Here is a 24,317-nt window from a genome sequence, read left to right as displayed (position 1 = left end):
CGTCTCATCAATCATTTCGTGTCTCCTGTGATGACAAGGTTTCGGCATACCGCGACGTGCATCGTCACGACGGGCACCGCGCGCTGCTGGCGAATGCGATCGCATCCTCCAATCGGTCGTCGCCCCAGAAGAGTTCGTCACCGACCACCATGCTGGGGGCACCGAATATCCCGAGGCGGCGCGCGCGGTCGGTCGCCGTGCGCAGGGCGTCCTTGGTCTTGGGACAGTGCTTCCGATCGAGCCACGGCTCCGGTGGGATGCTACACGCCTCGAGCGCGGTCCTGAGGATGCCGTCATCCGAGATGTCCGCGCCACGCCCGAACTGCGCCGTGAAAACTGAACGCGCGAAAGCACCGCTCCAGGGCTCGTTTAGGGCTGCGGTCATGATCCGCGCCGCTTTCAAGCCGTTCATCGGAAAGACAGTCGGATGCATGAAAGGAAGTCCGTATTGCTCGCAGCGACGTGCCATATCGCGCCACATGTAACGGCCCTTCACGGGGTCGAGGACGAAAGGCGACGTCTCAAGGCCGCGATCACGAAAGATCGGCCCGAGCAGGAACGGCCTCCATGCCAGTTCGACCGGGGTGCCCGCCAGCAGATCCTCGGCGCGCGAGACCGTAAGGTAGGAATAGGTGCTTGCGAATTCGAACCATATTTCAAGTTTCACGTTATCCGGTCCCTTCCGCATCGAGAACCGCGAAGCGGGTTACCTCGTAAACGCCGGCCAAGCTTTCAAGTGACGGTAGCAGTCGGCGCGCAAGATGTCTCCTCGGGCTGCTTGCGATCGGCGGTACGAGACGAGTCAGCCGAGTGTCGCTCGCGGCCCATACTGGACAACCAAGCTCCCAGCAGACGCCGCGGTGCAGCGTCCCGACAGCGGAGTTTGGCGACATCGCGCATCATCGGCCACCTTGCGAAGTTCGGCAACGCGGGAGGGTACTGCCTCTGGCAAATTCCACGATTAGCCTCCATGGATTGCTCAACCTCGAAGATAAAAGCTACCCTATTGCAGGCATATAGAATGCAAGGCGCGGCAATTTGACGATCAGTCCGGGTCTTTCGATCAAGGAGTGACGTCTGCATGGACTGGGACGAGTTTGAGGAATGGGGTCGGTACGTTTCTCGCTGGGCTGCCGATTACCACAAATCGCTGCGAGACTTGCCTGTTCGGGCGCAAACTCGGCCCGGCGACACGATACGCGGACTTGCGGCCGCACCGCCCTCACAAGGCCAGCCCATGGACGCTATCATAGACGACTTCGAGCGGGTCGTGATGCCGGGAATGACACACTGGCAACATCCCCGTTTCTTTGCCTATTTCCCTGCGAATGCGACGCCGCCCTCGATGATCGCCGAGATGCTGGTCACCACGATAGCAGCGCAGTGCATGCTTTGGCAGACCTCCCCCGCCGCGACCGAGATGGAAACCGTCATGGTCGATTGGCTGCGGCAGGCCCTCGCGCTGCCAGAGGAATACACCGGCGTCATTCAGGATAGCGCGTCCTCGGCCACGCTTTCGGCAGTTCTCACCATGCGCGAGCGTGCGATCGACTACACCGGGAACCGAGACGGTCTGAACGGCAAGGGGACGCTTCGGATTTATTGTTCAGAGCAGGTCCATAGTTCTATTGATCGCGCGGCATGGATCGCGGGGATCGGACAGGAGAACCTGGTCAAACTGCCCACGCGAAGCCCGCGGCATGAACTTGACGTGGATGCCCTTCGTGCAGCGATCCGGGGCGATCGGGCGGCCGGCCATATTCCGGCGGGCATCATCACCATCACCGGCGGCACCGGTGTCGGCGCGTCGGACGATCTTGCCGCCGTGCTCGACGTCGCACGGACCGAAGATCTCTATACCCATCTCGACGCCGCATGGGCCGGAGCCGCCATGATCTGCGAGGAATTCCGCGAGGAGTTCTGGGCGGGGGTCGCAGGCTACGACAGCATTGTCATAAACCCGCACAAGTGGCTGGGGGCGCAGTTCGATTGCTCGGTCCAGTTCCTCCGCGACCCGCAGCCACAACTAAACACCCTCAAGATCGAGCCGGAATATCTCAAGACGACAGGCGCCGCAGTCACCAATTATTCCGAGTGGACCATCCCGCTTGGGCGCCGCTTCCGGGCGTTGAAGCTGTGGTTCCTGATCCGGAGTTACGGACTTGAAGGCCTGAAGGCGCGTCTTCGGAACCATGTGCGTTGGGCCAACGAAATCTGCGATGTGCTGCGCGCCATGGACGGGTTCGACATCGTCACGGAGCCGATGCTCAGTCTTTTCACGTTTCGATGCCCGGGCGACGACAAGGACCAGCAACGCCTTGTCGATGCCATCAACGACGATGGGCGCATCTACCTGACCCAAGGGGCCTTCCAGGGGAAAAAGGTCATCCGATTTCAAGTAGGCCAGTTCGAGACGACACGGGAGGACGTCTTGTTTGCCGCCGATGTCATACGAGACGTTTGGGCAAGGATGAAATGACGTTGGGGACCGGGACCACGTCTTCGCCGGGCCCTCTTTGAGCTCGATACGGACATCAGTTCGCAGTCCCCAAAAGCTTTTATGTTATGGAAATAGGGCGGCGCATTGGACGCTTCCGAATGCAAAGTCAGCTGATTTATGAGACGCGAAAACAACCGTTTTTGGCTAAAAATGTCCGCATTGGTGCTGGCGCTGCTTTCGCGGTTCTATGTTGTTTATCTGGTCGTTGGCGCGGTGGCACACCTCTCCCGACGCATCGAGTCGATTCATTTGACCTATCCTGCAGAGCCTCGCTTCCGAGAAGCGTACACATTTCAAGTCGGCTATCTTCAGGGCCTGTACCGAGCGTTGGAGTGGATATCATCACCTATCGCGATGTTCAGTCAAGGAGGTGGATTGGGCTTGGCTTTGGCCGTCGCAGCAGACGAGAAATGCCTCATGATACCGGAGAACGAAGTCAGACTTCGCCAGCTACTTCGTCGGATGCGCTGTATCCAGCGGTTGGTTGGAGCTGAAAAGATGACCTTTGCCGGTCTTCTGCCAAGCCATTTAGCGAAGCATCAAATCGACACGGGGACACTCGTGGTCAGCGATCCGCGTGAGGCCACTCGATGCGCGTTGCTGAGCGCAATTGATCAGGTTGTTGAAAAAGATTTTGAGGGTGTGAGGCCGCCAATCCTGTTGTTTGGTGGCGCTGGTTATATCGGGTGTGATTTGGCCAAGGCTCTCCAGAAGAAAGGCGATGTTCTTCATATCATTGATGTGAAGGGGCCAAGCGAAGCCCAGGAGACACTCCTGCCAAAGCTGAAAGGTCAAGCGGTCATATTTGTGGACGTTGCACGTCGGAATGCAATCAAACCCGTTGTACCGCACCTCTGGCCTGAACTGGTCTTGCTGAATGAAACGTATCCGGAACCGTCTGGCGCGGTGCTTGCAGAGATACATGCAAGAGGCGTGCGAGTCAGGCATGTGGCGGGAGTTGAAGGCACTATGAAACCAAACCTACCGGGAGGCTATTCAGGTGCCGTTCCCTGTTGCGCTGCTCACAAAATAACTGATGAGACCCGCGCCGTGCTGAAAAACCTTTAGGTATTCTATTTGTGACCGGGTGGTCCGCAGGGCCGACCTTCATGAAGGATGCAGCGAAGGCCCGATCTCCGCCGTTGTTTTCGTGGCGAGAACGGCCCATTCCGGATATTCGTAACTTAGGCAGCGAACGTCAGCTACGGATCGGACGCGGAACTCAGTCCGCGCTTGATTGGCTCATCCTGTCTTTTCACGATCAGAGACAAAGAGCTGCAAACGGAAAGATTGCATTTAAAACAGCGCGTTAAGCACATAGTCTTGACACGTTTCGCTTATATTCCCGCCAACTTCAGAAGTTAATCAAAGGTTGGGGGCCTTCTTCGCGAAGGGCGTCTTCTTTCTATGGCGACGAGTGTGTAAAGCGATGTCAAAGGTATTCGGTGACGTGAACTCTGCCTGCAGGCAGCCCCATGGGTTGCAACGCACCAACCGCGACTTCCTGCAGCATTTTTGGACGGAGCAGGACGGCAGCATGTCCTACCTGGCTCTTACGACCGCTCTCATCATGATGGCTTTCGGGGGCATTGGCGTGGACCTGATGCATGCGGAACTCAAACGGACCAAGATTCAAAATGCGCTCGACCGCGCCGTTCTGGCGGCAGCTGCGATCGAAAACGAACGTGATGCCGAAACCGTGGTGCGCGATTATTTTCGCGTGCAGGGCATTGAAGGGACTTTGGTCAACATCAGTCCAGTGGAACACATGAACTACCGTCGTGTGACTGCAAACGGTCAGCAGTTCATGCCAACGAATTTCATGCAGCTTCTGGGTATCGACAATCTGCACGCCGAGGGCCTGGCGACCGCCGAAAACGGCATCGCCAACATTGAGGTCGCGCTGATCCTCGATATTTCGGGTTCGATGACAGGAAGCAAGCTCGAGCAGTTGAAAAAGGCGGCCAGCACATTTGTGGACAACGCCCTCTCCTCAGAGGCATCGAAGGCGTCCACGTCAATTTCGATCGTGCCTTTCAATGCCACGGTCAACATGGGCACGACACTCCCGGATTACATCGCGTTCGATCGGCAGCATGAGTATTCCAGCTGCGCCGTTTTCGCCGACGACGCGTTCACCCAGACTGCGCTCGACGCCTCGACCCCGCTGGAGCAACTCGGCGAATTCGATCCCTATTCAACCGATACAGTCGCGGGCCAGGCGGATCAGCACTGGTGCCATGGCGGAGATACTGCATCGATCGTCGTTCACAGTTCCGACCCGAACGCCCTCAAGAACCAGATCGCCACGCTGACAGCGGGCGGTAACAAGGCAATCGACGTCGGAATGAAATGGGGGGTGTCATTGCTGGACCCGACCGCGAGGGACGTAGTCAGAAAAATGGTCGAGGACGGGCTGATCAAGGCAGATCACGCGCAGCGCCCTGCCGAATATCGGGCCGGCGAAACACAAAAGTACATTGTCCTGATGACAGATGGCAAGAACACAACGCAATACGATCTCAAACCTGAACTGAAGTCCTCTGACGCGCTGACGGGTATCTACGTGAATACGCAGGGTACAGAAGACCTTGCTGATGACGACTACTCTGTTCGGGTCGATCCTGTACCGAACCTTACCACCGATCACTTCCCGGCTTGGGCGCAGGCAATCTCAAACTTCGTGATGTATTTCGACGTGGATCACGACGGCGCCTGGGACGTCGCGCACAAGGTGGAGGATATGCCCGACATGGCACCCCGGGATCTGGACGCGTTTCTGGACAAGGCGGTCAAGCTTGCCGCCGCCAATGATCCCAGTATCGGTGGCATCCAGCAACTTACCGGTGCGTCGATCAAAGGTGGCGTGCAAACGAGCCTGCATTTTGCGGTCCGTGACAACCAGAACGGACCTCTGCCCGATCAGGGTCCCGTCATGAACACAGGGCCGCTGCCCGGCGAAACCTGGACCTTCGCCGACGTGGAGGCGATCTCGGCGTCCACAGAGGGTACCACCGAGGGCGATGGTCCCCACAGCTACTTCTGGACGCGTCTCGCCGAGATCGAAGACGCGCGGTACCAGCCGAGTATAGATGGTCTCGAGTCCAATCCCGCCAATGTGCATGAACTGACCTATAACGACCTGTTTCATCGCTTTGGCACGCGCGTGGCAGCAGAGCTTCTATTGGAACGGCCCTATACTGACGGCTTGGTCGACAGCGAACGCTACGAGACCTTGACCTCTCCATATCGCGTGATTGCCGATGGCAGCGTCGCCGACGGTCGGCTGTCGCAAGTCTGTGGTGCCGCCAAGGAGAATGGTGTCGTGGTCTATGCGATCGGCGTCGAAGCTCCGGAAGAAGGACGCGCGGCCATGCGAGATTGTGCCTCCTCGCCGTCCCATTTCTTCGACGTTGAAGGCGATGACCTGGAGAACACGTTTTCAGGAATTGCCCGAAACCTGACCGAGTTGAGGCTGATCCAATGATGCGTTTTCCCAAGATGCTTCGTCGTTTCCGCGAGGACGAGGATGGCTCGACGGTGGCGCCCTTCGTGCTCTGGATCACGATCTTCCTCGGGCTGATCGTCTCGACAATCGAACTCGGTACGATGACCGTTCGTCACACGGTGTTTGAACGTGCGGTAGATACCGCGATGCGTGATCTCAAGATTGGAAATCTCGTCGGCGATCCGATTACGCTCAAAGATGCAATCTGTGACCGAGCAAAGATCCTCTCGTCCTGCGAGGCCAATCTGCATCTCGAAATGATCCGCCTCGATTTGGAGAATTGGGAGCAACCGTCGGCCAAGCCAGACTGCGTAGATACCGGCGCGGTCGCGACACCGCATCGCACATTCCAGCAGGGGGCCGCGCACGAGGTCATGCTGGTCAGGGCTTGCTTCAAGTACAAGCCGATCACGCCCCTCGGCGGTTTCAACGCCAGCCTGCCCAAGGACGCTAACGGCTATACTGCACTCGTCTCGAGCAGTGCCTTCGTCAACGAACCGCTGTGAGGATTGGATAAATGAAATGGTTTCTTCAAACTCGACTGGCCGCCTTCGCAACCGACACGCGGGGGTATGTCAACACCGAAGCGGTGATCGTGCTACCGATCCTGTTGGGGCTGTTCGGCGTGGGATGGGTCTACTTCGATGCCTTCAGGCAGCAGAACGTAAACCAGAAAGCGAATTACGCGATCAGCGATATCCTATCGCGACAAACCGATTATATCGATGCGGGCTTCATCGACAGCACGTTCCGCCTTTTCCAGACGCTGACCCTGAGCAACGGCTCCGATGGCGCGCTGCGCGTGAGCCTGGTCGAGTATGACGGCGAGACGGGCAACTGGGACGTCGTCTGGTCGCAAACGCGGTCCGGCGGGGCGAGTCTTGGTACCGAGGGACCCGACGCGTTCGAGTCTCGGCTGCCGCCTGTGGTCGACGGGGACCAATTGTTCGTGGTGGAGACCGTGGATCGCTACACCCCGGTCCTGCAAGTTGGCCTGAACGGGTTCGACATCACCACAATCAGTTTCACCCGGCCGCGTTATGCCGCGAAAGCCGCCGAGGCTGCTGGGTGATATCCTCAGGAAGAGCAGTCATGTCCGCTGATCCAATTTGGCAACCTGACTTCTTGGGTCAGCGATCAACGGCAAGGGATGGAGCAACCTTTTTCGCGCGTGCGGACCGCGTCAGCGAAGTAGCCCAACGATAGATAGCCTTGAAAATCGCAATTGCTTTGCTCGGCTTCTGAATCTGGGCGCGCAAGCATTCAACCTGATACGAACGTCCTTCCGAGCGGCAATACGGATAAGAGGACAAGAGAGCTTCTTTCCCGCCAAACATCCCTTCGGGAGGCATGCAACTGCGATCCATGAGTGTGCGCAAGGTTTGCCCTTTCGTCATTAGCCTCTTGGCAAATGTCGGCTGATTTTGTCGGACTTCTGAAAACAATGTGACGTCGATACGGCATTTGCCTGGAAGGAGGAGAAACAGACGTGGTTTCACCAAATTAGACCTTTGCCAATGAGTGTGGGCCTGTTCCCCGACATTGTCCATGTAGCGGACCTTGGTGCAACTTGCAGCGAAGGTCCGTTCCCCGCCCCTCCTACGCGAGCCTTCGCAAGGGTAGCAAAAATCGAGCGCGTGCAGCGAAGGTCCGGAAGGTCCGCATAGCGGACCAACACAGTTTGCGGACACCCCCTAATCTTTCACCCATCGAGGGGTCGGCGGGTGTCCCGCGCGCAGATCGCCAAAGCGATCTGTTCCGGCGTCGACGCTACGGATCGAGCCAACGGTCTCGATCCGCTTAACGCGCCGCCACCGCGCCCGTGAGCCTCTCACCCGCCTTGACTGTGCCGTTCCTGGCTCGGCCTGCGGCCGCTGCCGCCGGGTCTGCGACCCGCCGACATCGTCAGCATGCGCCAGTCTCGTCACCGTCACCCCCTCGCTCCGTCGAGCGCAAAGTTGGATCCGCCGAGCCAGACAATCTGATATCTGGTGCCACGCCGCCGACAGCATGTGCACACGGCCCGCTCGGCGATCTCCGCAACGGTCCGATCTTCACCCAGGCGCTCGATGAGTTCAGACACAGGGATCTGTCGCCGGTGTCCACATGCGCATTCGAATGCGATATGGTTGACTTTGATCCACCGGAGCTTTGCCATGCCCTGCCTTGTTTTCCTACGCCGCTGGCTATCACGAACTGCGATTTTCGCCGCGAAAATCGCTCGTCGGTCTCAATGGACTCACGATGCTGCCAACAGCTTCAACAGCGCGTTTAGGGCAGCTCGTGGCTCCGTAGATCGCGACATCGATCTGGAATTCTGACGGTGAGGCCGGTGAGCAAATTCAACACAACCGAGCGGGTACTGCGCGAGCTGCTCGCCCTACGCAAAGCCGGGGACTTCGTGTCGCTCGAAGAAGGCGAAGAAAGGACGCGCAGGATGATCGAACGCAAAAAACCTGAGATCGACCAAGCCAAACTCGAGCGGGTGAAACGCGCCGAGCTGTCCCCAGGCACGCTGAACGAGGCTGAGGAGGCGTTATGGCTGGATTGGTTCACTGAACGGATGAGCGAGCCCGGCCCAGAGGAAGAAGCCTTCTTCGAGGAACTCCGGCGAAGCCATCCCAGCCCGAAGGCGTGAGTTATACCGACTTATCTGAGTCAGGTATAAGTTATACCTTGGCCCGGTAACTTCCGGCGTGGCGGCGTTACCGACAATCCTCGGAACTGTCTGTAACTACCGGAGCAAGGCTTTCCGCCACACGTACGCAAGGTTCGCCGCGTCTTCACCGGCACGATGTGTTGAATGCTGCTTCGCCCGAAACTTGTTCGCGATCGCAAGGCGCCCAGGTCGCAGTTTTCCATCTGACGCAAACGACCACCAGAGCGCCTCCGTCAGGCCGTGCACTTCGCACCACATCTGATGCGATGCCAGCCGCCGCAACCACATACCATCGAACTTGGGTGCATCAGATATCAGCGGCCGATGACGGACAGTGTGCGCGAGCCACCGCGCGACATGCTCGGCTGGCTCGGTATCATCGAGCTCATTCCGAGCGATACCATGAACCGCGGCACTTTTATCGCTCCACGCGCTCTCTGGCCATTCCGGCTTCGGCTTGATGAGCTTGCTGTGAACGATGACTTTTCCGTTGTCGTTGAGCCACGCGATACCGACCTCGATCGGCCAGCTATCATCATCGAGCGACGACGCTTCAAAGTCTATGAATACGGGATCCTCAAACATTGTCAGCCTCGCAGCGCCTCGTGCGCCCTGGCGATGGCATTTGTTGACTGGGCCGGAATCGCGACCACCCCACCGCAGTTGTCACAGACGGCAGCCAGGACGTTAGGCACCACGCCGATCCCAGCATCGAACGGCACGTCTCGAAGCGCGAAGGTCGTCGAGACAATGTGCCCGCAAACCGAGCAGATCGCCCTGGATCGGTCGCCTTCTCTGTATTCCGTCATATCGGTACCTCCGCTATTCTCTACAAAAGTGGCATAAAACGGTTTTTCTACAAAAATGGCATACAGAAGCAAGACAGAACGCTTCCGTGATGTGAAGAAACTCGGGCGTATCATCAGGAAACATCGCAAGAAAAAAGGGTGGACGCAGCATGATCTTGCGCAACGGTCCGGGTGTGATGCACGACAGATCTCGCGCATCGAACTCGGCACACATGAGCCACGGATTTCCATGTTGTACGGTGTACTTCGTGCGCTCGGGCTCGATCTTGCCGTTACGCCCGATAAGCCAGACCGGCCGCGGCCACCTATTGAAGAGATTTTCTGAAGTGTTTGTTCCGGGCCTGCCGAGGCGCACAAAGCCTCGTACATCTGGCAAATCTCCGATGGGGCTCAGGTATCCTTAAGGGCTCGATAGACTGAGGCGCGTAATACGCCTGTGATCCGAGCGATATCGGCAGGCTAATCAGTCTTTGCACTCAGTATGCGTATAGTGTCCCTGTCGATGCTTGGTTTTGGTGGTACGCTTCACCTCAACCGCCGCAGCGGCGCTTGAGGCTCTTGCGGCCTCCACGCCACCGCTCCTCACCGAGCCCACCTCTTACTTCCCATTTGTTTCTGCGTGGTGTTATTGTGTGCCTCCGCCATTCGCAGTTTCAGTGTCAAGGCCCGTTCAAGAGCACGAGATGGCTTGACTATGGCTTTTTGAAGGGCATGCGGGTCCCCAAGCAAAATCACCTGGCGCGAGGCGCGGGTGATCGCTGTGTAAAGGAGGGTTCGGTCCAGAAGCCGGTTCTGGAAGACCGGGATGATGATGATCGGCCATTGGCTGCCCTGGGACTTGTGAACGGAGATGGCGTAGGCAAGTTCAAGGAACTGCCCGTCTGTCGCGGAGAGCTGCTGCGAAGTACCGTCGATCGTCGCATGGACGGTCCCGCCGTCAATGCGGTCCACTCGGCCCATGGACCCGTTCATCAGCCCCCGCTCATGATCGTTGCGCGTCCAGATGACGGGGTCACTTTCGGCGATGTCCGGTCGCCCTGGGAAAAGCGGTACTGTTGGCTTTAGCTTACGCCGCATCCGATGGAAGACGGTGTTGATGGCGGTAATCCCCGCGGGACCGGCCTTCACCGCAGCCACGATCTGCATCGCGTCGCGGTTCATGCCGTCCGCGCGCAGGCGCAGCCCGACCTCGCGGATGCAATCGAGCGCGTCGTCTTCTTTGCAGTCGATGAAACTCACGCCGTCCTCTCGTCCAGTGAAGGCGCTCAAGGTGGGCTCCCGTCCATGACGGATGGCTTCCGCAATCGAGGGAATGCCACTGTCGGCGCTTTGGCGCATAACGCGGTCGAGCACTGTTTTGGGCGCGCCTGGGTGCTCGCAGAGCACATGGAACGTAAGGCCAAAACCGATTGGTGGCAGTTGGGCGGGATCCCCCACAAGGACCAAAGACGCCTTCCCCAGGGCTTTCACGATGCGCCAGAGCGTCGGCAGGTCCAGCATCGAGCCCTCGTCGATGACGACAATGGACACGTTCGTCAGCGCGCTCCGCTCGCTGCGAAAATCCTTGAGGAACCGCGCAATCGTCATGGCGCGCCGTCCTGTGCTCTCGCTCATGCGCTGCGCGGCGCGGCCCGAGAGAGCCATAAGGACCGGTTGTCGTCCAAACCGCTCGGCGACCTCGCAAATGCCACGAAGTGAGGTCGTCTTCCCCGACCCTGCATAGCCGGCTAAGACAGACAGACGGAACCGAAAGGCCAAGGCAATGGCGGCGCGCTGCCGCTCTGTGGCCCTGTACGGTAGAGATCTCTCATAATCGGCAATGGCGTCGGCGAGTTCCGAGTCCGTGATGGGTCGGACCAGGAGGTCGACGACCGGAGCCTCGTTCGACAGAGCCGTGAGCCGGTTCGCCAAGAAAGCCTCCATGGCCGCCGCACCGGACGGCTGGAGCCAGCTCTCGAAGGCAACCACCGCGCCCTGCGTCACAGCCAGGTCGATCGCCCGCTCGGCGCACACACCTGTTGCGCCGATGAGCCCCTCAACCCCCTGCGCCACATAACTCGGCCACGTGGCTGTATGGTTGGCGTCCAGCCGTCGATAAAGAAGGGCTTCGACCACGGCGACCGCGCGGCGCGAATCATCGGGGGCCCCCCCGAGCGACTGTGCAAAACGGTCCACCACCGGCCAAGCCAGAAAGGCGGTCAGCAGGTAAGGGTTGGCTTGCAGCGCTGAGAGGCCGTCATGCCCCCAGCAGCGCGCTATTTTCAGGGCAGCCGGGATACCCACAGCTTCGAGCGCGCCACAGCCGGTGAGCCATTCCAGGACATCGGCCTCGGCGGCCTTCGCCTGGACAGCCGCGAACGCGGCCACGGCGGCCTCGTCACCCACCAGCTCAGCCACAGCGGGATCGCGGCTTTCGAGCGCCGCGCGTAGTTCGGATCCGAACCGCGCGTCCAGCGCGGCGGCCTTCGCTGGTCCGATCCCGCGAAACGCGCGATCCTTGGCAATCATGGCCGCGAACGCCGACGGCGCGTTGATGCGCGACAGCTCTGTCACCCCTCGGACTCTCCGAGGTTGAAGAGCGACGGAGAGTTCGGCGCGGGGGCGTAGCGTCGCCCTGTGGCGATCAGATCATCAGTGGCCCTCAGACGTTCAACCTGGGCCATCAGGTCAGCGTTGCGCGCGAGGAGCTCCGCGACGCGGCGTTCCGCAGAGTCAGCGCGCCGTTGTTCTTCGCGAAGCCGCGACGCTGGCACAAGGTCGCTTCCAGCGGTATGCAAGCCATCCGCGGACGGCGCGGAAGGGACCCCTGCCTTCGATTGCTTCGAGAAGGCGATGCCGATTTGGTTGGCGTACGCTTTCAAGACGCGCTTAAACTCTGGATTCTGCTGGATGGTCGCGCGCCCGACGCCGACGACCTGGCAGATCTGCCCAAGGTGCAAGGCCCCGGCTTTGACCGGCAATGTCTCTCCCGCCGCGTCGCGCGCCGCGATCTCCTTTTCAAGGCGCTCCACGGCGAGGCGGGCCTTCTCGCGGTTGCTGGGCGTCGTCATGGCTTTTTCCGACGCGAAGTTCGTGAGGCACCGGCGGGAAGATCGACCACGTTGCTCGGCTCCGAGCTTGGAGGCGTTCCGCCGCACAGCAAGCACCGCCCCTCGCGCTGCGAGGCGGCCTCGGCGTCGTCCCTGAAGAGAGCAGCCACCGGAGCCGACTGCATCAACAGACGGACGTAGAGATCGGCGTGATGGGCGCGCAGAGCCTCCAATTCCGCTTTCAGGCCGGCGATTTCTTCCTTGTAGAGGTGGGCCCGATGAGCCAGCGCCTCGGCGCGCGCCCCACCTGTGCGCCGGGCGGCCCGGTATCCCAAATCGCGCAGCGCGTCATCGACCACGTCCTGGTATCGCTGCAATGTCGTGCGCGAGCATGGCACGCGTTCCGCGATGGCCTTCATCGACACACGCCGTGGGTCGATCGTATCGCCGAGGTCTCGTGCAAGTTCCCGAACGGCGTCGCCAATCCGTGCTTTGAGCGCCTCGCCGCGTAGCTGCGGGGTTTTCGGTTTGTGCACAGCGCTCGATTTGCGCGCTGCGCGTCCGTTCGACTTTTGCGCTGGCGGTCGTGTATTCATGGGCGTCCGGCCTTGGTCAGAATGGAGCGGGTGGAGCGGGCGATCCGCTGAAACTGGGCGAGCTGCGGGCTGTCTTCGGCACCGTCGTCAGTCATGATCTGGACGATCGATTGGGCGTTGCAATGGATCTGCGCGATTTGGTCGATCTGGGCCGCGTCGGTGGTATCGACGATCAGGTGCTCGCATGGCTCAGACGCGTCGTCCTGCGCGTCACCGCAGCTGAAGCAGCTCAGCGCGTGAGGGCAAGGCTCCAGTGCCCAGTTGAGCCGGCAGATTCCGTGCGGCATCGGATTCTGGAACTTTACCGCGCTCTCGAGATAGGCGGTGGCGTCTTCAGGGCTTTCCTCTGCGATCCGCACATAGGCTTCGGCCGCGTGGCCGATAAGCAAGCCGTCGGCCATGGCATCCTTGAGGCGCTCTCGCCGCACCGAGCTGTTGGTGTGGTCGTAAACGGAGTTCGACGTGGACGATGACCGATTGAAAAGGGTCGCGATCTGGGTCTGGGACATACCGCCGTTTTCATAGGCCGTTTCGAGCCAGTGGCGGAAGTCGTGATTGGTCAACTTTGCCGGCTCCTCGGTTCGCGGGTCAAGAATGCCCAGCCGCGCGCACAGCGCGTCCCCCGGCTTGCCGGTTCCTCGGTCGCGCTTGTACCCGGCCAACCAATGGTTGAACTGGTTTATCGACACGGCCTTGATCCGACCTGTGTCCACCACATGGGTGTCCGACAACTGATTCTTGAACAGAACGAATAGGGCCTCATGCAAATTGAGCACCGCCTCGCCGGTTTCGGGATCGCGCAGAACCTCGGGTGCAACGCGACACCTCTCTTCCAAGGCAAGATCCTGATGCGGAGACGGGTACTCCGTTTGTTTGATCTGCGCGTCCCGCGCTTCAGCGATGAGGTCTGCGAGACGCGCGTTGCGCGGGGAGTTTTGGAGGTTCCGACCCGTCAATGCCTTGAAGGCCATAATGGACGGAATGCGCCGATCCGTGTCGAACGCCCGTCGAGATTCGGCGGTCTTCTTACCAAGATAGACCTCACCACGACGCGACGCCTCAAGTTGAGCGACCAGCCTGGACATGCTGGCGCGCCCGATGCCAACCTCTCGGGACACCGCCGAGATGTTGCCGCCATGCGCGTCAAGAAGGTCCGCAAGCGGCACCCACTGAGACCGGTCGCCGCAAGAGAAGTACGCGCATCGTGGATCGATTATCCTGTTCACAGGGTTCGCGATCCAGTCCGACAGCCAGCGCCGCACGAAATATTCGAACGCGGTGGGGTCGGGATCACGTATGATCGCCGCCCAGTCGATGGGCGCGTGTTCAGCCCAGGTGCGCGCCTTTTCTCGCGCGGGACGCGTGACGTCGCGGATGTGATCCACAGCGTCGATCACGATGTCAGCCAGCTCGGGCGGGACCGGTCGCGGGGCCGCCTTGCCGTGCTTCGACACAAAACTGCGCACGAGCAGGGCACCTCGGTCTTGAATGAGGCAGTCGGAAGGAAGCGTGAGAAGTTCGCCCAGGCGAAAGCCGGTCGCGACGGAGATTGCGATTGCGGAGAGGTAGAAGCGGTCGCGGTCCGGCAGATCTGGCAAATGACGTGCGTTCAGAAGATCGGCGATGACGGAGTCAGGAAGAAGCTTGGCGGCGCGGCCGTCATCCGTCGCTTCACGACCATGAGCGGCGGGGGCGCGGCGCATGGATCTGTAGTCAAGCCGAAGCCCTGTCTGCCGAGTGAGCCATGCAGCAACGCGCTGCAGGTCCGCGCACATGCGCGCACTCGTTCTTTCGGCGTAATGGGAAACGATGTCCTGTTCTACAGCGTGGAAGTCTTCGGTCCTCAGTGTTTGCAACGGACGCGCCCCAAGGCGTTGCCCGAGATGAGCGAAGACGTAGAGCGATGCACTCAAGGATTGAGGACCAAGCTGCCGTTCCACGATGCTCCAGACCGCGTGCGCGCGAGCGACAGCCTGAAGCTCGGGATGGGAGACCCGTGTGAAATCGAGGGTCCAGATTTTCTTGTCTGACCGCCGGTGGAGGGGTGCTACGTTCCAAGTGTCGGCGTTGGGATCGAGCCAACTCGGGGCCCGCGCCATCTGTCGCGGCAACGCCTCGACGAGAGATGCGCTGCCCACGGCGTCTCGAAGCAGGGTGTAGAGCGTGTCAGCGGCCATCGTCGGCCTCGCCGCGCGCAATCAGGTCCATAACATCGCGAACGCCGGCGGCGATCCGGTCGAAATCCTTGATGGCCTTGGACCTGGAATTACTCGTTTCGACGGCGCGCCAGCGCTCATATTCGGCTTCGACGAAGTCAAGAACCTTTTGGTGATCGGCGCTTCGGAACGCGAGGAAATGCTCGCATGAGTAGCAGCTGAAAAGCGGATGCACCGGGCACGTCCCTTCTTTCCCGCACGCGCCGACTACCGCTGGAACTTGGCCATCCGGAACAACGATTGGACGGTACGGTGCGTCTGAAGGGTCGACAACGCGACCATTAAACCAGGCGGCGCGTAGCATGGAAAAGCGTCCACCGAGATTTCGGTCGGCGGCCTCGAACGCGGGAAGATATTCAGCACCCACCGCGTCGACGTAGAAGCGTGTCGAGGCGGGATTTGAGTGCTCCAGCACGTCCGAGATGAGATCGAGTGGATAGCCTTGCATAGCCAGGTGGGTTGCCCCGGTGTGGCGGATGCGGCGGAGGTTGATTTTGAGCGGATGTTCGGTGCGAGGGCTGACGAGACGAAGGCTCTTGATCCAGTTCTGAACAGCGCCCTTTGCCTGAGCGCCATAGGGCGCGAAGATGCGCTGTTCCGGCATCCGTTCATGACTGATTAGGGGCAGAAGGCAGGCGTCGAGAACATCCATGTTCGACGCATCGGCCCATTCCAGCGCGTCCCGCACACGACGACGGTAGTCGTCGATGTCGTCCGCGAGAGCGGTTGGAATGGGAAGCCAGCGCCCGTCTTGTCCAGTCTGCCCCTTGACTCCCGGAATCCGCAGATCGGCGGTGGTTCCGATGTGGGTCGTTATTCGACGGAGGGCTTTGGCGTCCATCTTGATGAGCTGCGAGGGCCGGCGCAGGGTCGTCAGGGTCAGCCATGTGAACAGGCGCGCAAAATGCGCAGATGTTCGCTCGATCCTGGGTGGTTTGAGGTAGCGGCGAAGCAATTCGAGTTCCGCTGACGTCAGCGATCCTTGCTCCGGATCCCATTCGAGCACGGCCCTCTTCCAGCGCAGAGATCGATTGGCCTTCCAGGCAGACATCATAAGGGCGATATCGCCGGCGGCCCCAGGGTCGACCGTTTCGGCCAGATCGACGATCAGTGTGCGCAGCCAGGGACGAACCGACGGCCGCGTAGAGTCCCAGACATGGCGGATCACATCTGGGTCCAGGAGGTCATCGGCGTCGAAAGGCAGACCAGGCGGTTGAGCGGCGACTATCTGTGCGACAACGTTCCTCATCTTGCTCAACGACGAGGGACTGCGCCGCCGCATTTGGTATTTCATAACATTTTCAATCGCCTGTTTGAGAGTTGGATCAATGGTGTCCGGCCAGGTCAACGTGAATGTTTTGTTAATGTGGTGTCCCGACCAGGCATGTTCGGTCACAACGATGAGCGTTGGGCGCGTCGGATCGAACTCGTTGCGCACGAACCGTTTTCCATCCACACCGATCCAGTAGCCGGCGATCTCGTCATAAATCATGCCAGCGGATCCATGCGTTGCGCGCCGCCCCAGATCGCGATGCTCGTACGCGCGCGTTCGCGCCGTGCGCGTGCTGTGTAAATGTTGAGGCTGTTGGAATCGCGCCATCCGCCCCAATAGACCAGGTCCTGCATACGCGAGGCCTTGAGATTGGGATCTTCGAGGTTAGCAACCGCGGCATATGCTCTATTAAAGAAGGCATGCCGGGCAAGGTGCCAGTTGAAGGGCACGCCGGTTTCGGCCGCAATGGCGTCCGCGAGGCTTTTTGCAGAAGCCGATGGAAGCGGCTCTCCGGTGTCGCTGACAAGCAAATATGTGTGCGCCATCACGGGCCGCCAGACGGTCTGGCCGGTAACGCGTTGGACTTTCTTGAGACGATGATCCGCCTGGTAGTCGACAACAAGACGTGGAAAGACTGTGTTGGAAATCACCGGGGCAAGCGCGCGTCCAAGCGTTTTGGGACGCGGAGCTTTCAGGCCGCGTGGGTCGGATTTTCCCGTTCGATCTTCAATTCGGACGACGCGAAAAGTTGGATCGACGCGGGTCGGACAGTCTTCAAGGCGAAGTGCAAGGATTTCCCCAATTCGAAATCCAAATTCAATGGCAAGCCTCCAGATGAGATACGCGCGCACCCAGCGAGGTTTCGCGTTGGACCCTTTCGAGGCACCGCGGAGAAATGTTTCAATTTCTGAGATTTCATGGTCCGAAAGGTCGGGAGCCACCTGTTCGGATCGGGACGCTTTGCGCACGCGTCGCCACCATCGTTGAGAAGCAACGCGCTGGCTCTCAATGGCCACGCTGCGATCGCGTCCGACAGGTTCGAAGTATTGATCCGAAAACCATGTGACGATGCCCTCGGCACCCGTGAGGTAAGCGTTGAAGGTGGTCACGTTCTCGCGCGTCAGCGTGCTCTTGCTGCCCTTCAATCGGCGTTCAAGCCACAACGCGTAGTTTTCGATGTCTCTGCTTGAGAGCGCCTCGCCTCTGAGAAGGCGGCGGTCGAGATCAACCCCGGCCTCGAGACCCCAAGACAGCAGAGCCTGCATGAACCGCAAATATCGGTAGAGCGTGTTGGGGGACGCGCACCGTCGCGCGAGAGATGCGGCGTAGAGCGACCCGGGAATCGATGGAGCAAAGGTCTCACAGTTCACCAGCATGCCATGAGCCCGACCCTCCGCGTCCGGAAAGCGGCGGAGTGCGACCGGGAACGGTGCCGGAGTTTTAGAAGAGGTCATTTTGACAATTCTTATCAAAACAATATCAATTAAATCAATATTTTACGTGAAATGAAAAGTTTCACAAGCACATTGATTGATAAAATTCGTGCCCGGCCGGTCACTGTAGGTCGGCTCGACTCGGCAATTCTATAGAAAAAGCCCTCAAGTCAGAGACTTGAGGGCTTTTCCGATGTCTAAGGGTTCAGAAAATCTGAACTAAGGTATTTCAGCCAGAACATTTCGAATGGCCGCAGGAGGCGCAGGTCATGCAGCCCTCGACCATGCGCATCTCGTATTGGCCGCAGGACGGGCAGGCCTTGCCGCGGGGGCCGTCGAGATTGACCACCTGCGCCCGGGGGTCGGATTTGAGGCCCATCCCCTCGCCTTCGAGAAAACCGATGGCGATGAGGTGCTGTTCGATCACCCCGCCGATGGCCGCGAGGATGGAGGGGATGTATTTGCCCTTCACCCAGGCCCCGCCGCGCGGGTCGAAGACGGCCTTCAGCTCCTCGACCACGAAGGACACATCGCCGCCGCGCCGGAACACCGCCGAGATCATCCGCGTGAGCGCCACGGTCCAGGCGAAATGCTCCATGTTCTTGGAGTTGATGAAGACCTCGAAGGGCCGCCGCCGCCCGCCGATCACCGTGTCGTTGATCGTCAGGTAAATGGCGTGTTCGCTGTCGGGCCATTTGAGCTTGTAGGTGGCGCCTTCGAGGGTCTGCGGCCGCTCCAGCGGTTCGGACATGTAGACCACTTCCGCGCTGCCCTCGCCTTCGGAGACCAGAACCGGTGTCTCGGCGGATTTGGGCTCGGCGTCCGAGACCGACAGGACGGAGCCCGTCACGTCGTTGGGCCGGTAGGTCGTGCAGCCTTTGCAGCCCGTCTCGTAAGCCTTCATGTAGACGTCCTTGAAATCCTCGAAGGAGATGTCCTCGGGGCAGTTGATCGTCTTGGAGATGGACGAGTCGACCCATTTCTGCGCCGCCGCCTGCATTTTGACGTGATCGAGCGGCGAGAGCGTCTGCGCATTGACGAAATGGGCGGGCAGCTCGGCGTTCGTCCCGAACTTCTCGCGGTAGAGGGCGACGGCGTAATCCACCACCTCCTCCTCGGTGCGGGTGCCGTCCTTTTGCAGAACCTTGCGAGTATAGGCGTAGGCGAAAACGGGCTCAATCCCCGAGGACACGTTGCCCGCGTAAAGCGAGATCGTGCCCGTGGGCGCGATGGAGGTCAGGAGCGCGTTGCGGATGCCGTGTTCGCGGATCGCTTCGCGCACGTCGTCGTCCATCTGCATCATGTTGCCCGAGGCGAGATAACCTTCGGCCTCGAAGAGCGGGAACGGTCCCTTTTCCTTCGCCAGCTCGACCGAGGCGAGATAGGAGGCGCGGGCGATCTGCTTCAGCCAGGCTTCGGTCTGCGCCGCGGCCTCGTCCGACCCGTAGCGCAGGCCCAGCATCAGGAGCGCATCGGCGAGCCCCGTCACGCCAAGCCCGATGCGGCGCTTGTTCTGCGCCTCGGCGCGCTGCTGTTCCAGCGGGAAGCGGGAGGCGTCGACGACATTGTCCATCATGCGGAGCGCGGTCGCGACGATCTCGTCGAGCCGCGCGGGGTCGAGGGCGGCGTCGTCCTCGAACGGATGGGTGACCAGCCGCGCGAGGTTCACCGAGCCCAGCAGGCAGGCGCCGTAGGGCGGCAGCGGCTGCTCGCCGCAGGGATTGGTGGCGGCGATGGTCTCGCAATAGTTGAGGTTGTTGGCGGCGTTGATGCGGTCGATGAAGATCACGCCGGGCTCGGCGTAATCGTAGGTCGCACGCATGATGCGGTTCCACAGATCGCGCGCCTTGAGCGTGCGGTAGACCTTGCCGCCGAAGACCAGCTGCCAGTCGGCATCGGCCTTCACCGCTTCCATGAACGGGTCGGTGACGAGGACCGAAAGGTTGAACATGCGCAGCCGCGCGCTGTCGGCCTTGGCGGAGATGAAATCCTCGATATCGGGATGATCGCAGCGCATCGTCGCCATCATCGCGCCGCGCCGCGAGCCCGCCGACATGATCGTGCGGCACATCGCGTCCCAGACATCCATGAAGCTGAGCGGCCCCGAGGCATCCGCCGCGACGCCCTCGACCAGCGCGCCGCGCGGCCGGATGGTGGAGAAATCGTAGCCGATGCCGCCGCCCTGCTGCATGGTCAGCGCGGCCTCCTTCAGCATCTCGAAGATGCCGCCCATCGAATCGGGGATCGTGCCCATGACGAAGCAGTTGAAGAGCGTCACCGCGCGGCCGGTGCCCGCGCCGGCGGTGATCCGGCCCGCGGGCAGGTACTGGAAATCCTCGAGCGCCGCGTAGAAGCGGTCTTCCCACTTCGCGGGCTCCTTCTCGACCTCGGCAAGGGCGCGCGCGATGCGGCGCCAGGTCGCTTCCACATCGGCATCGATCGGGGTGTCATCCGCCTCTTTCAGGCGGTATTTCATGTCCCAGATCTGCTCGGCGATGGGGGCGGCGAAACGGCTCATGGCGATGATTCTCTCACGGCTGCGGCGGGACAGGGGTTATCCACAAGGGTTTGAAGCCCATCGCGGAGGGACTACAACATAGAGGAAGGTGGCACTTTAATCCACCCGTTAATGGAGCGGCGATGACCACTGAGATCGTGCACTTGATGAAGCTGAGCGCCGGGACCGAAAGCGTCGAGACGCTGACCCGCTGGCAGGCCTCGGCGCGCGCCAAGGGTCCGGACGGGCTGCCGCGCCACGTCACCCGCATGTGGCCGAAGAAGGAGGCGCAGATCCTCGCGGGCGGGTCGATCTACTGGGTCATCAAGGGCTTCATCCAGTGCCGCCAGAAGATCCTGCGCCTCGACGAGGCCACCCGCGAGGACGGCATCCGCCGCTGCGCGCTGGTGCTCGATCCCGAGCTTGTGCGGGTCGCCCCGGCGCCGCGCCGACCGTTCCAGGGCTGGCGCTATCTCGACCCGGCGGACGCGCCCGGAGACCTGTCGCCCGCGCGGGCCGACGACGACGATCTGCCGCCCGAACTCGCGGGCGCGCTGGCCGAGATCGGGGTGCTCTAGGCGCGAAGTCCCCCCCGGATGTGCGCGCGACCACGCGCGGAAGCGAGGGGGCTGTCTGCCCCCTCGCGCTCCCCCGAGAGGTATTTCCGGTCCGGTCGTGACAAGGGGGCTGCGCCCTTTTCCCGGCGCGGGACAAACCGATGGAGAGGCGCGCGGCGGCCCGGTTCCGTGTGCAGACGGCCCTGCCCCTGTGCGGTCAGCCACCGATGCGGCACTGGCCTTTCGTCGCGAAGTGCATAGGTTCCGGGTCAAACGGCACGCAATGCACGAGGACGATCATGAGCTATACGCCCCCCGAAGTCTGGACCTGGGACGCCGAGAACGGCGGCACCTGGGGCAGCCTCAACCGCCCGATCGCGGGCGCCACCCACGACAAGGAATTGCCGGTCGGAAAGCATCCCTTCCAGCTTTATTCCATGGGCACGCCCAACGGCGTGAAGGTGACCGTGCTGTTCGAGGAGCTGCTGGCAGCCGGCGTGTCGGAGGCCGAATACGATGCCTGGCTGATCCGCATCGGCGATGGCGACCAGTTCGGATCGGGCTTCGTCGAGATCAACCCCAACTCCAAGATCCCCGCCCTGGTGGACCGCTCCGGCGACAGACCCGTCCGGGTCTTCGAATCGGTCGCGATCATGATGCACCTGGCGGAGAAGTTCGGCAAATTCATGGGACGCCCAGAAGACCGGCCCGAGCTGCTGTCCTGGCTGATGTGGCAGATGGGCTCCGCGCCCTTCCTCGGCGGCGGGTTCGGGCATTTCTACGCCTATGCGCCGGAGCCGATGGAATACCCCATCAACCGCTACGCGATGGAGACCAAGCGCCAGCTCGACGTTCTGGACAAGCATCTCGCGGACAAGGACTTCATGCTGGGTGACGAGTACACCATCGCCGACATGGCGATCTGGCCCTGGTACGGGCGGATGGTGCAGGGCCAGGCCTATGACGCGGGCAAGTTCCTGTCGGTGCATGAATACACCAACGTGATCCGCTGGGCCGAGGCGATCGAGGCCCGTCCCGCCGCGCGGCGCGGGCGCATGGTCAACCGGACCGCTGGAGAGCCGCACGAACAGCTCCTCGAACGGCATGACGCGTCGGATTTCGAGACCCGGACGCAGGACAAGATCGGCGCGACGTGAGCGGCATGACCCGGCCCGCCAATGCCGAGCAGGAGGCGTTCTGGAGCGGCGATGCCGGCCAGCGCTGGGTCGCGCATCACCGCGACCTCGACATCCTGCACGACGCGGTGCGCGCGCGGATCATGGCCGCGGCGGCCCCGCAGGAAGGGGCGCGCATCCTCGATGTGGGCTGCGGCGGCGGTGCGCTCACCTTGTCGGCGGCCCGCGCGGTCGGACCGGACGGCGCCGCCCACGGCGTCGATATCTCGCAACCGCTGCTGACGCTTGCCGCCGAGGCAGGCCTCGCGGCGGAGCTCGGTCAGGCGCGGTTCTTCCATGCCGATGCCCAGACCCATGCCTTCGAGGCGGGCTATGACCTGGTGCTGTCGCGTTTCGGCGTGATGTTCTTCGCCGATCCCGCCGCGGCCTTCGCCAATCTGCGCGCCGCCCTGCGGCCCGGCGGGCGCCTTGTCGCGGCGACCTGGGCGGCGGCGGAGCATAATCCGTGGTTTTCGACCCCACGCGCGGCGGCGGTAGCGCGGCTGGGCGCGCCGCCCTCCTCCGATCCGGATGCGCCCGGGCCGATGGCCCTGCGGGAGCCCGCGCGGATCCGCGCCATCCTCGAGGCGGCGGGGTTCGACGACATAAGCGTCACGCCCGAGGACATCCGCCTCCACCATCCCGACGGCTGGGAGGCCGCGCAACGCCTTCTGCCCGCGATCGGTCCGATCCCGGGCGTGATCCGCGACCGGGAGGGCGGCCCCGACGACCTTCGCGCCATCCTCGAGGACATGCGCGCGCGCTGGGCACCGCATCTGCACGCCGACGGGCTTTTTCTGCCGGCGCGGATCAACCTCATGACCGCGAGGGCCTGAGGGCACCGCGGCTCCACCTGCGCGTCCCACGGCCCCGGGGCGCGCCACGCCGCTGTCACGGCCGGACCGAAAATACCTCTCGGGGGAGCGCGAGGGGGCAGACAGCCCCCTCGCCGCCACCGCGCCAGACGCGAAAAGGCCGGTTCCGAAGAACCGGCCTTTCCAGAATCCGCAAGATGCCGGGATTACTGCAGCACGGCCATGACGGCCTCTTTCGCGTCGCCGCCATCGCGCGTGGTGACCCCGTCGAGCCAGGCTTCCACGACGCCGGTATTGGCCGACATCCAGGCGGTCGCGGCCTCCGCCGGATCGGTGCCGTCGTTCAGGATCGCGCCCATGATCTCGTTTTCCATGGCCAGCGTGAATTCGAGGTTCTGCAGGAGCTGACCCACATTCGGGCAGTCCTCGACGAAGCCCGCGCGGGTGTTGGTGTAGACCGTCGCGCCGCCGAGATTGGGGCCGAACCAGTCGTCGCCGCCTTCGAGATAGGTCAGATCGAAATTGGCGTTCATCGGGTGCGGTTCCCAGCCGAGGAAGACGATGGGCTCGTCGCGCTCGGACAGGCGGCCGACCTGCGCCAGCATGCCCTGTTCGGAGCTTTCGCGGATGTTGAACTCGCCCAGACCGAAGGCGTCGGCCTCGATCATGTCGAGGATCAGGCGGTTGCCGTCATTGCCGGGCTCGATGCCGTAGATCGTCTCATCGAGCGCATCGGCGTTCTCGACGATCGCGGAGAAGCTGTCGATGCCGAGCGCGGCCCCGGCGGCATTGGTCGCCAGCGTGTACTTGGCCCCTTCGAGGTTCGCGCGCACGGTGTCGACGGTGCCGGCCTCGCGGTAGGGTTTGATGTCGTTCTCCATCGTCGGCATCCAGTTGCCGAGGAAGATGTCGATGTCGCCATCGGCCATCGAGGTATAGGTCACCGGCACCGACAGGACCTTGATCTCGGTCTCGTAGCCCAGCGCCTCGAGCACCACGGTCGTGGCGGCGGTGGTGGCGGTGATGTCGGTCCAGCCCACATCGGCGAAGGTCAGCTCCGAGCAGGCCTCTTGCGCCTGCGCGGCACCGGCGGTCAGGCCGAGGGCAAGGATCGAAGTGAGGGTCTTTTTCATGGTCATACTCTCCCAATATTCGGGGTTAGCCGTCATGGCGCAGATCATGCGGTTTTTGACTCGTGAGTCAAAGAGGTTTCCGGAATTGCCGGATATCTCCGGCCAACCCCCTGAAAA

The 24,317-nt window shown here is 61.5% G+C and carries 22 protein-coding genes; 10 read left to right on the top strand and 12 right to left on the bottom strand.

The annotated features are described in order from the left end of the window. Positions 1-64 precede the first annotated feature (64 nt). The gene (locus BW990_RS03560) at positions 65-667 is read right to left on the bottom strand and encodes a 2-hydroxychromene-2-carboxylate isomerase (RefSeq protein WP_234990147.1); all 603 of its coding nucleotides are present in this window, start codon (positions 665-667) and stop codon (positions 65-67) included. Positions 668-1,081: 414 nt separating this feature from the next. Between BW990_RS03560 and BW990_RS03555 the strand changes: the two genes are divergently transcribed. From BW990_RS03555 to BW990_RS03535, 5 genes are all read left to right on the top strand, one after another. Then, positions 1,082-2,479 (top strand): pyridoxal phosphate-dependent decarboxylase family protein, encoded by a 1,398-nt coding sequence (locus BW990_RS03555; RefSeq protein WP_076445014.1) that lies wholly within the window; start codon positions 1,082-1,084, stop codon positions 2,477-2,479. 138 nt (positions 2,480-2,617) lie between these two features. Beyond that, positions 2,618-3,568, top strand: a complete 951-nt coding sequence (locus BW990_RS21215) for an NAD-dependent epimerase/dehydratase family protein (RefSeq protein ID WP_143526052.1) — start codon at positions 2,618-2,620, stop codon at positions 3,566-3,568. A 412-nt stretch (positions 3,569-3,980) separates the two neighbouring features. Beyond that, a complete protein-coding gene (locus BW990_RS03545; protein WP_159441599.1) occupies positions 3,981-5,987 on the top strand; it encodes a VWA domain-containing protein in 2,007 nt (668 codons plus the stop codon). Further along, positions 5,984-6,514: a TadE/TadG family type IV pilus assembly protein gene (locus BW990_RS03540; protein ID WP_076445009.1), complete on the top strand. Its 531-nt coding sequence runs from the start codon at positions 5,984-5,986 to the stop codon at positions 6,512-6,514. The genes BW990_RS03545 and BW990_RS03540 overlap by 4 nt, the downstream gene beginning before the upstream one ends. A gap of 11 nt (positions 6,515-6,525) precedes the next feature. Next, positions 6,526-7,080: a TadE/TadG family type IV pilus assembly protein gene (locus tag BW990_RS03535; protein ID WP_076445008.1), complete on the top strand. Its 555-nt coding sequence runs from the start codon at positions 6,526-6,528 to the stop codon at positions 7,078-7,080. Positions 7,081-7,138: 58 nt separating this feature from the next. On the opposite strand, the gene BW990_RS21210 is transcribed toward BW990_RS03535, so the two are convergent. Beyond that, positions 7,139-7,507, bottom strand: coding sequence for a hypothetical protein (locus BW990_RS21210; RefSeq protein WP_143526051.1), 369 nt, complete (start codon positions 7,505-7,507; stop codon positions 7,139-7,141). Positions 7,508-8,340: 833 nt separating this feature from the next. Here BW990_RS21210 and BW990_RS03530 point away from each other — a divergent pair. Further along, positions 8,341-8,646: a hypothetical protein gene (locus BW990_RS03530; protein ID WP_143526050.1), complete on the top strand. Its 306-nt coding sequence runs from the start codon at positions 8,341-8,343 to the stop codon at positions 8,644-8,646. Positions 8,647-8,742: 96 nt separating this feature from the next. On the opposite strand, the gene BW990_RS03525 is transcribed toward BW990_RS03530, so the two are convergent. Both BW990_RS03525 and BW990_RS03520 read right to left on the bottom strand, forming a co-directional pair. Then, entirely contained in the window at positions 8,743-9,252 is a 510-nt protein-coding gene (locus BW990_RS03525; RefSeq protein WP_076445005.1) for a 3'-5' exonuclease, read from the bottom strand. 2 nt (positions 9,253-9,254) lie between these two features. Next, positions 9,255-9,548: a hypothetical protein gene (locus BW990_RS03520; RefSeq protein ID WP_200798012.1), complete on the bottom strand. Its 294-nt coding sequence runs from the start codon at positions 9,546-9,548 to the stop codon at positions 9,255-9,257. Between BW990_RS03520 and BW990_RS22525 the strand changes: the two genes are divergently transcribed. After that, positions 9,532-9,801: a helix-turn-helix domain-containing protein gene (locus BW990_RS22525; RefSeq protein WP_083950450.1), complete on the top strand. Its 270-nt coding sequence runs from the start codon at positions 9,532-9,534 to the stop codon at positions 9,799-9,801. The genes BW990_RS03520 and BW990_RS22525 overlap by 17 nt on opposite strands. A 257-nt stretch (positions 9,802-10,058) precedes the next feature. Here BW990_RS22525 and BW990_RS03510 read toward each other — a convergent pair whose 3' ends face one another. From BW990_RS03510 to BW990_RS03480, 7 genes are all read right to left on the bottom strand, one after another. Beyond that, complete coding sequence (locus BW990_RS03510; RefSeq protein ID WP_076444999.1) at positions 10,059-12,029, bottom strand: AAA family ATPase; 1,971 nt, start codon at positions 12,027-12,029, stop codon at positions 10,059-10,061. Then, on the bottom strand, positions 12,026-12,526 hold the full coding sequence (locus BW990_RS03505) for a hypothetical protein (protein WP_076444997.1): 501 nt from the start codon (positions 12,524-12,526) through the stop codon (positions 12,026-12,028). The genes BW990_RS03510 and BW990_RS03505 overlap by 4 nt, the downstream gene beginning before the upstream one ends. Beyond that, positions 12,523-13,101: a hypothetical protein gene (locus BW990_RS03500; protein WP_143526049.1), complete on the bottom strand. Its 579-nt coding sequence runs from the start codon at positions 13,099-13,101 to the stop codon at positions 12,523-12,525. The genes BW990_RS03505 and BW990_RS03500 overlap by 4 nt, the downstream gene beginning before the upstream one ends. Beyond that, a complete protein-coding gene (locus BW990_RS03495; RefSeq protein ID WP_143526048.1) occupies positions 13,098-15,278 on the bottom strand; it encodes a hypothetical protein in 2,181 nt (726 codons plus the stop codon). Before BW990_RS03495 ends, BW990_RS03500 begins: the two co-directional genes overlap by 4 nt. Beyond that, a complete protein-coding gene (locus BW990_RS03490; RefSeq protein WP_076444991.1) occupies positions 15,268-16,809 on the bottom strand; it encodes a site-specific integrase in 1,542 nt (513 codons plus the stop codon). Before BW990_RS03490 ends, BW990_RS03495 begins: the two co-directional genes overlap by 11 nt. Beyond that, the gene (locus BW990_RS21205; RefSeq protein WP_159441598.1) at positions 16,806-17,855 is read right to left on the bottom strand and encodes a site-specific integrase; all 1,050 of its coding nucleotides are present in this window, start codon (positions 17,853-17,855) and stop codon (positions 16,806-16,808) included. Before BW990_RS21205 ends, BW990_RS03490 begins: the two co-directional genes overlap by 4 nt. Before the next feature lie 397 nt (positions 17,856-18,252). Then, positions 18,253-20,541: an adenosylcobalamin-dependent ribonucleoside-diphosphate reductase gene (locus tag BW990_RS03480; RefSeq protein WP_076444987.1), complete on the bottom strand. Its 2,289-nt coding sequence runs from the start codon at positions 20,539-20,541 to the stop codon at positions 18,253-18,255. A 122-nt stretch (positions 20,542-20,663) separates the two neighbouring features. On the opposite strand from BW990_RS03480, the gene BW990_RS03475 reads away from it, so the two are divergent. The 3 genes from BW990_RS03475 to BW990_RS03465 all read left to right on the top strand — a co-directional run bounded on the left by BW990_RS03475 (position 20,664) and on the right by BW990_RS03465 (position 23,088). Continuing rightward, positions 20,664-21,098, top strand: coding sequence for a DUF1489 family protein (locus BW990_RS03475; protein ID WP_076444985.1), 435 nt, complete (start codon positions 20,664-20,666; stop codon positions 21,096-21,098). Positions 21,099-21,376: 278 nt separating this feature from the next. Next, the gene (gene yghU / locus BW990_RS03470) at positions 21,377-22,234 is read left to right on the top strand and encodes a glutathione-dependent disulfide-bond oxidoreductase (protein WP_076444983.1); all 858 of its coding nucleotides are present in this window, start codon (positions 21,377-21,379) and stop codon (positions 22,232-22,234) included. A 5-nt stretch (positions 22,235-22,239) separates the two neighbouring features. Beyond that, on the top strand, positions 22,240-23,088 hold the full coding sequence (locus BW990_RS03465) for a class I SAM-dependent methyltransferase (protein ID WP_076444981.1): 849 nt from the start codon (positions 22,240-22,242) through the stop codon (positions 23,086-23,088). A 185-nt stretch (positions 23,089-23,273) separates the two neighbouring features. On the opposite strand, the gene choX is transcribed toward BW990_RS03465, so the two are convergent. Continuing rightward, entirely contained in the window at positions 23,274-24,206 is a 933-nt protein-coding gene (choX, locus tag BW990_RS03460; RefSeq protein WP_076444979.1) for a choline ABC transporter substrate-binding protein, read from the bottom strand. Between the last annotated feature and the right edge of the window lie 111 nt (positions 24,207-24,317).

It is taken from the genome of Roseivivax lentus (assembly GCF_900156805.1).
Taxonomy (GTDB): domain Bacteria; phylum Pseudomonadota; class Alphaproteobacteria; order Rhodobacterales; family Rhodobacteraceae; genus Roseivivax; species Roseivivax lentus.
Note: the sequence above shows the minus strand (reverse complement) of the source record. Positions and strands in the feature narration are given on the sequence as shown.

What these genes read in the sequence shown, in the direction of transcription:
- yghU (WP_076444983.1), top strand. Translation starts at nt 21,377, where the DNA reads ATGAGCTATACGCCCCCCGAAGTCTGGACCTGGGACGCCGAGAACGGC.
- BW990_RS03475 (WP_076444985.1), top strand. Translation starts at nt 20,664, where the DNA reads ATGACCACTGAGATCGTGCACTTGATGAAGCTGAGCGCCGGGACCGAA.
- BW990_RS21215 (WP_143526052.1), top strand. Translation starts at nt 2,618, where the DNA reads ATGAGACGCGAAAACAACCGTTTTTGGCTAAAAATGTCCGCATTGGTG.
- BW990_RS03500 (WP_143526049.1), bottom strand. Translation starts at nt 13,101, where the DNA reads ATGAATACACGACCGCCAGCGCAAAAGTCGAACGGACGCGCAGCGCGC.
- BW990_RS03555 (WP_076445014.1), top strand. Translation starts at nt 1,082, where the DNA reads ATGGACTGGGACGAGTTTGAGGAATGGGGTCGGTACGTTTCTCGCTGG.
- BW990_RS03505 (WP_076444997.1), bottom strand. Translation starts at nt 12,526, where the DNA reads ATGACGACGCCCAGCAACCGCGAGAAGGCCCGCCTCGCCGTGGAGCGC.
- BW990_RS22525 (WP_083950450.1), top strand. Translation starts at nt 9,532, where the DNA reads ATGGCATACAGAAGCAAGACAGAACGCTTCCGTGATGTGAAGAAACTC.
- BW990_RS03525 (WP_076445005.1), bottom strand. Translation starts at nt 9,252, where the DNA reads ATGTTTGAGGATCCCGTATTCATAGACTTTGAAGCGTCGTCGCTCGAT.
- BW990_RS21205 (WP_159441598.1), bottom strand. Translation starts at nt 17,855, where the DNA reads ATGCAGGCTCTGCTGTCTTGGGGTCTCGAGGCCGGGGTTGATCTCGAC.
- BW990_RS03495 (WP_143526048.1), bottom strand. Translation starts at nt 15,278, where the DNA reads ATGGCCGCTGACACGCTCTACACCCTGCTTCGAGACGCCGTGGGCAGC.
- BW990_RS03535 (WP_076445008.1), top strand. Translation starts at nt 6,526, where the DNA reads ATGAAATGGTTTCTTCAAACTCGACTGGCCGCCTTCGCAACCGACACG.
- choX (WP_076444979.1), bottom strand. Translation starts at nt 24,206, where the DNA reads ATGACCATGAAAAAGACCCTCACTTCGATCCTTGCCCTCGGCCTGACC.
- BW990_RS03465 (WP_076444981.1), top strand. Translation starts at nt 22,240, where the DNA reads ATGACCCGGCCCGCCAATGCCGAGCAGGAGGCGTTCTGGAGCGGCGAT.
- BW990_RS03490 (WP_076444991.1), bottom strand. Translation starts at nt 16,809, where the DNA reads ATGATTTATGACGAGATCGCCGGCTACTGGATCGGTGTGGATGGAAAA.
- BW990_RS03540 (WP_076445009.1), top strand. Translation starts at nt 5,984, where the DNA reads ATGATGCGTTTTCCCAAGATGCTTCGTCGTTTCCGCGAGGACGAGGAT.
- BW990_RS03480 (WP_076444987.1), bottom strand. Translation starts at nt 20,541, where the DNA reads ATGAGCCGTTTCGCCGCCCCCATCGCCGAGCAGATCTGGGACATGAAA.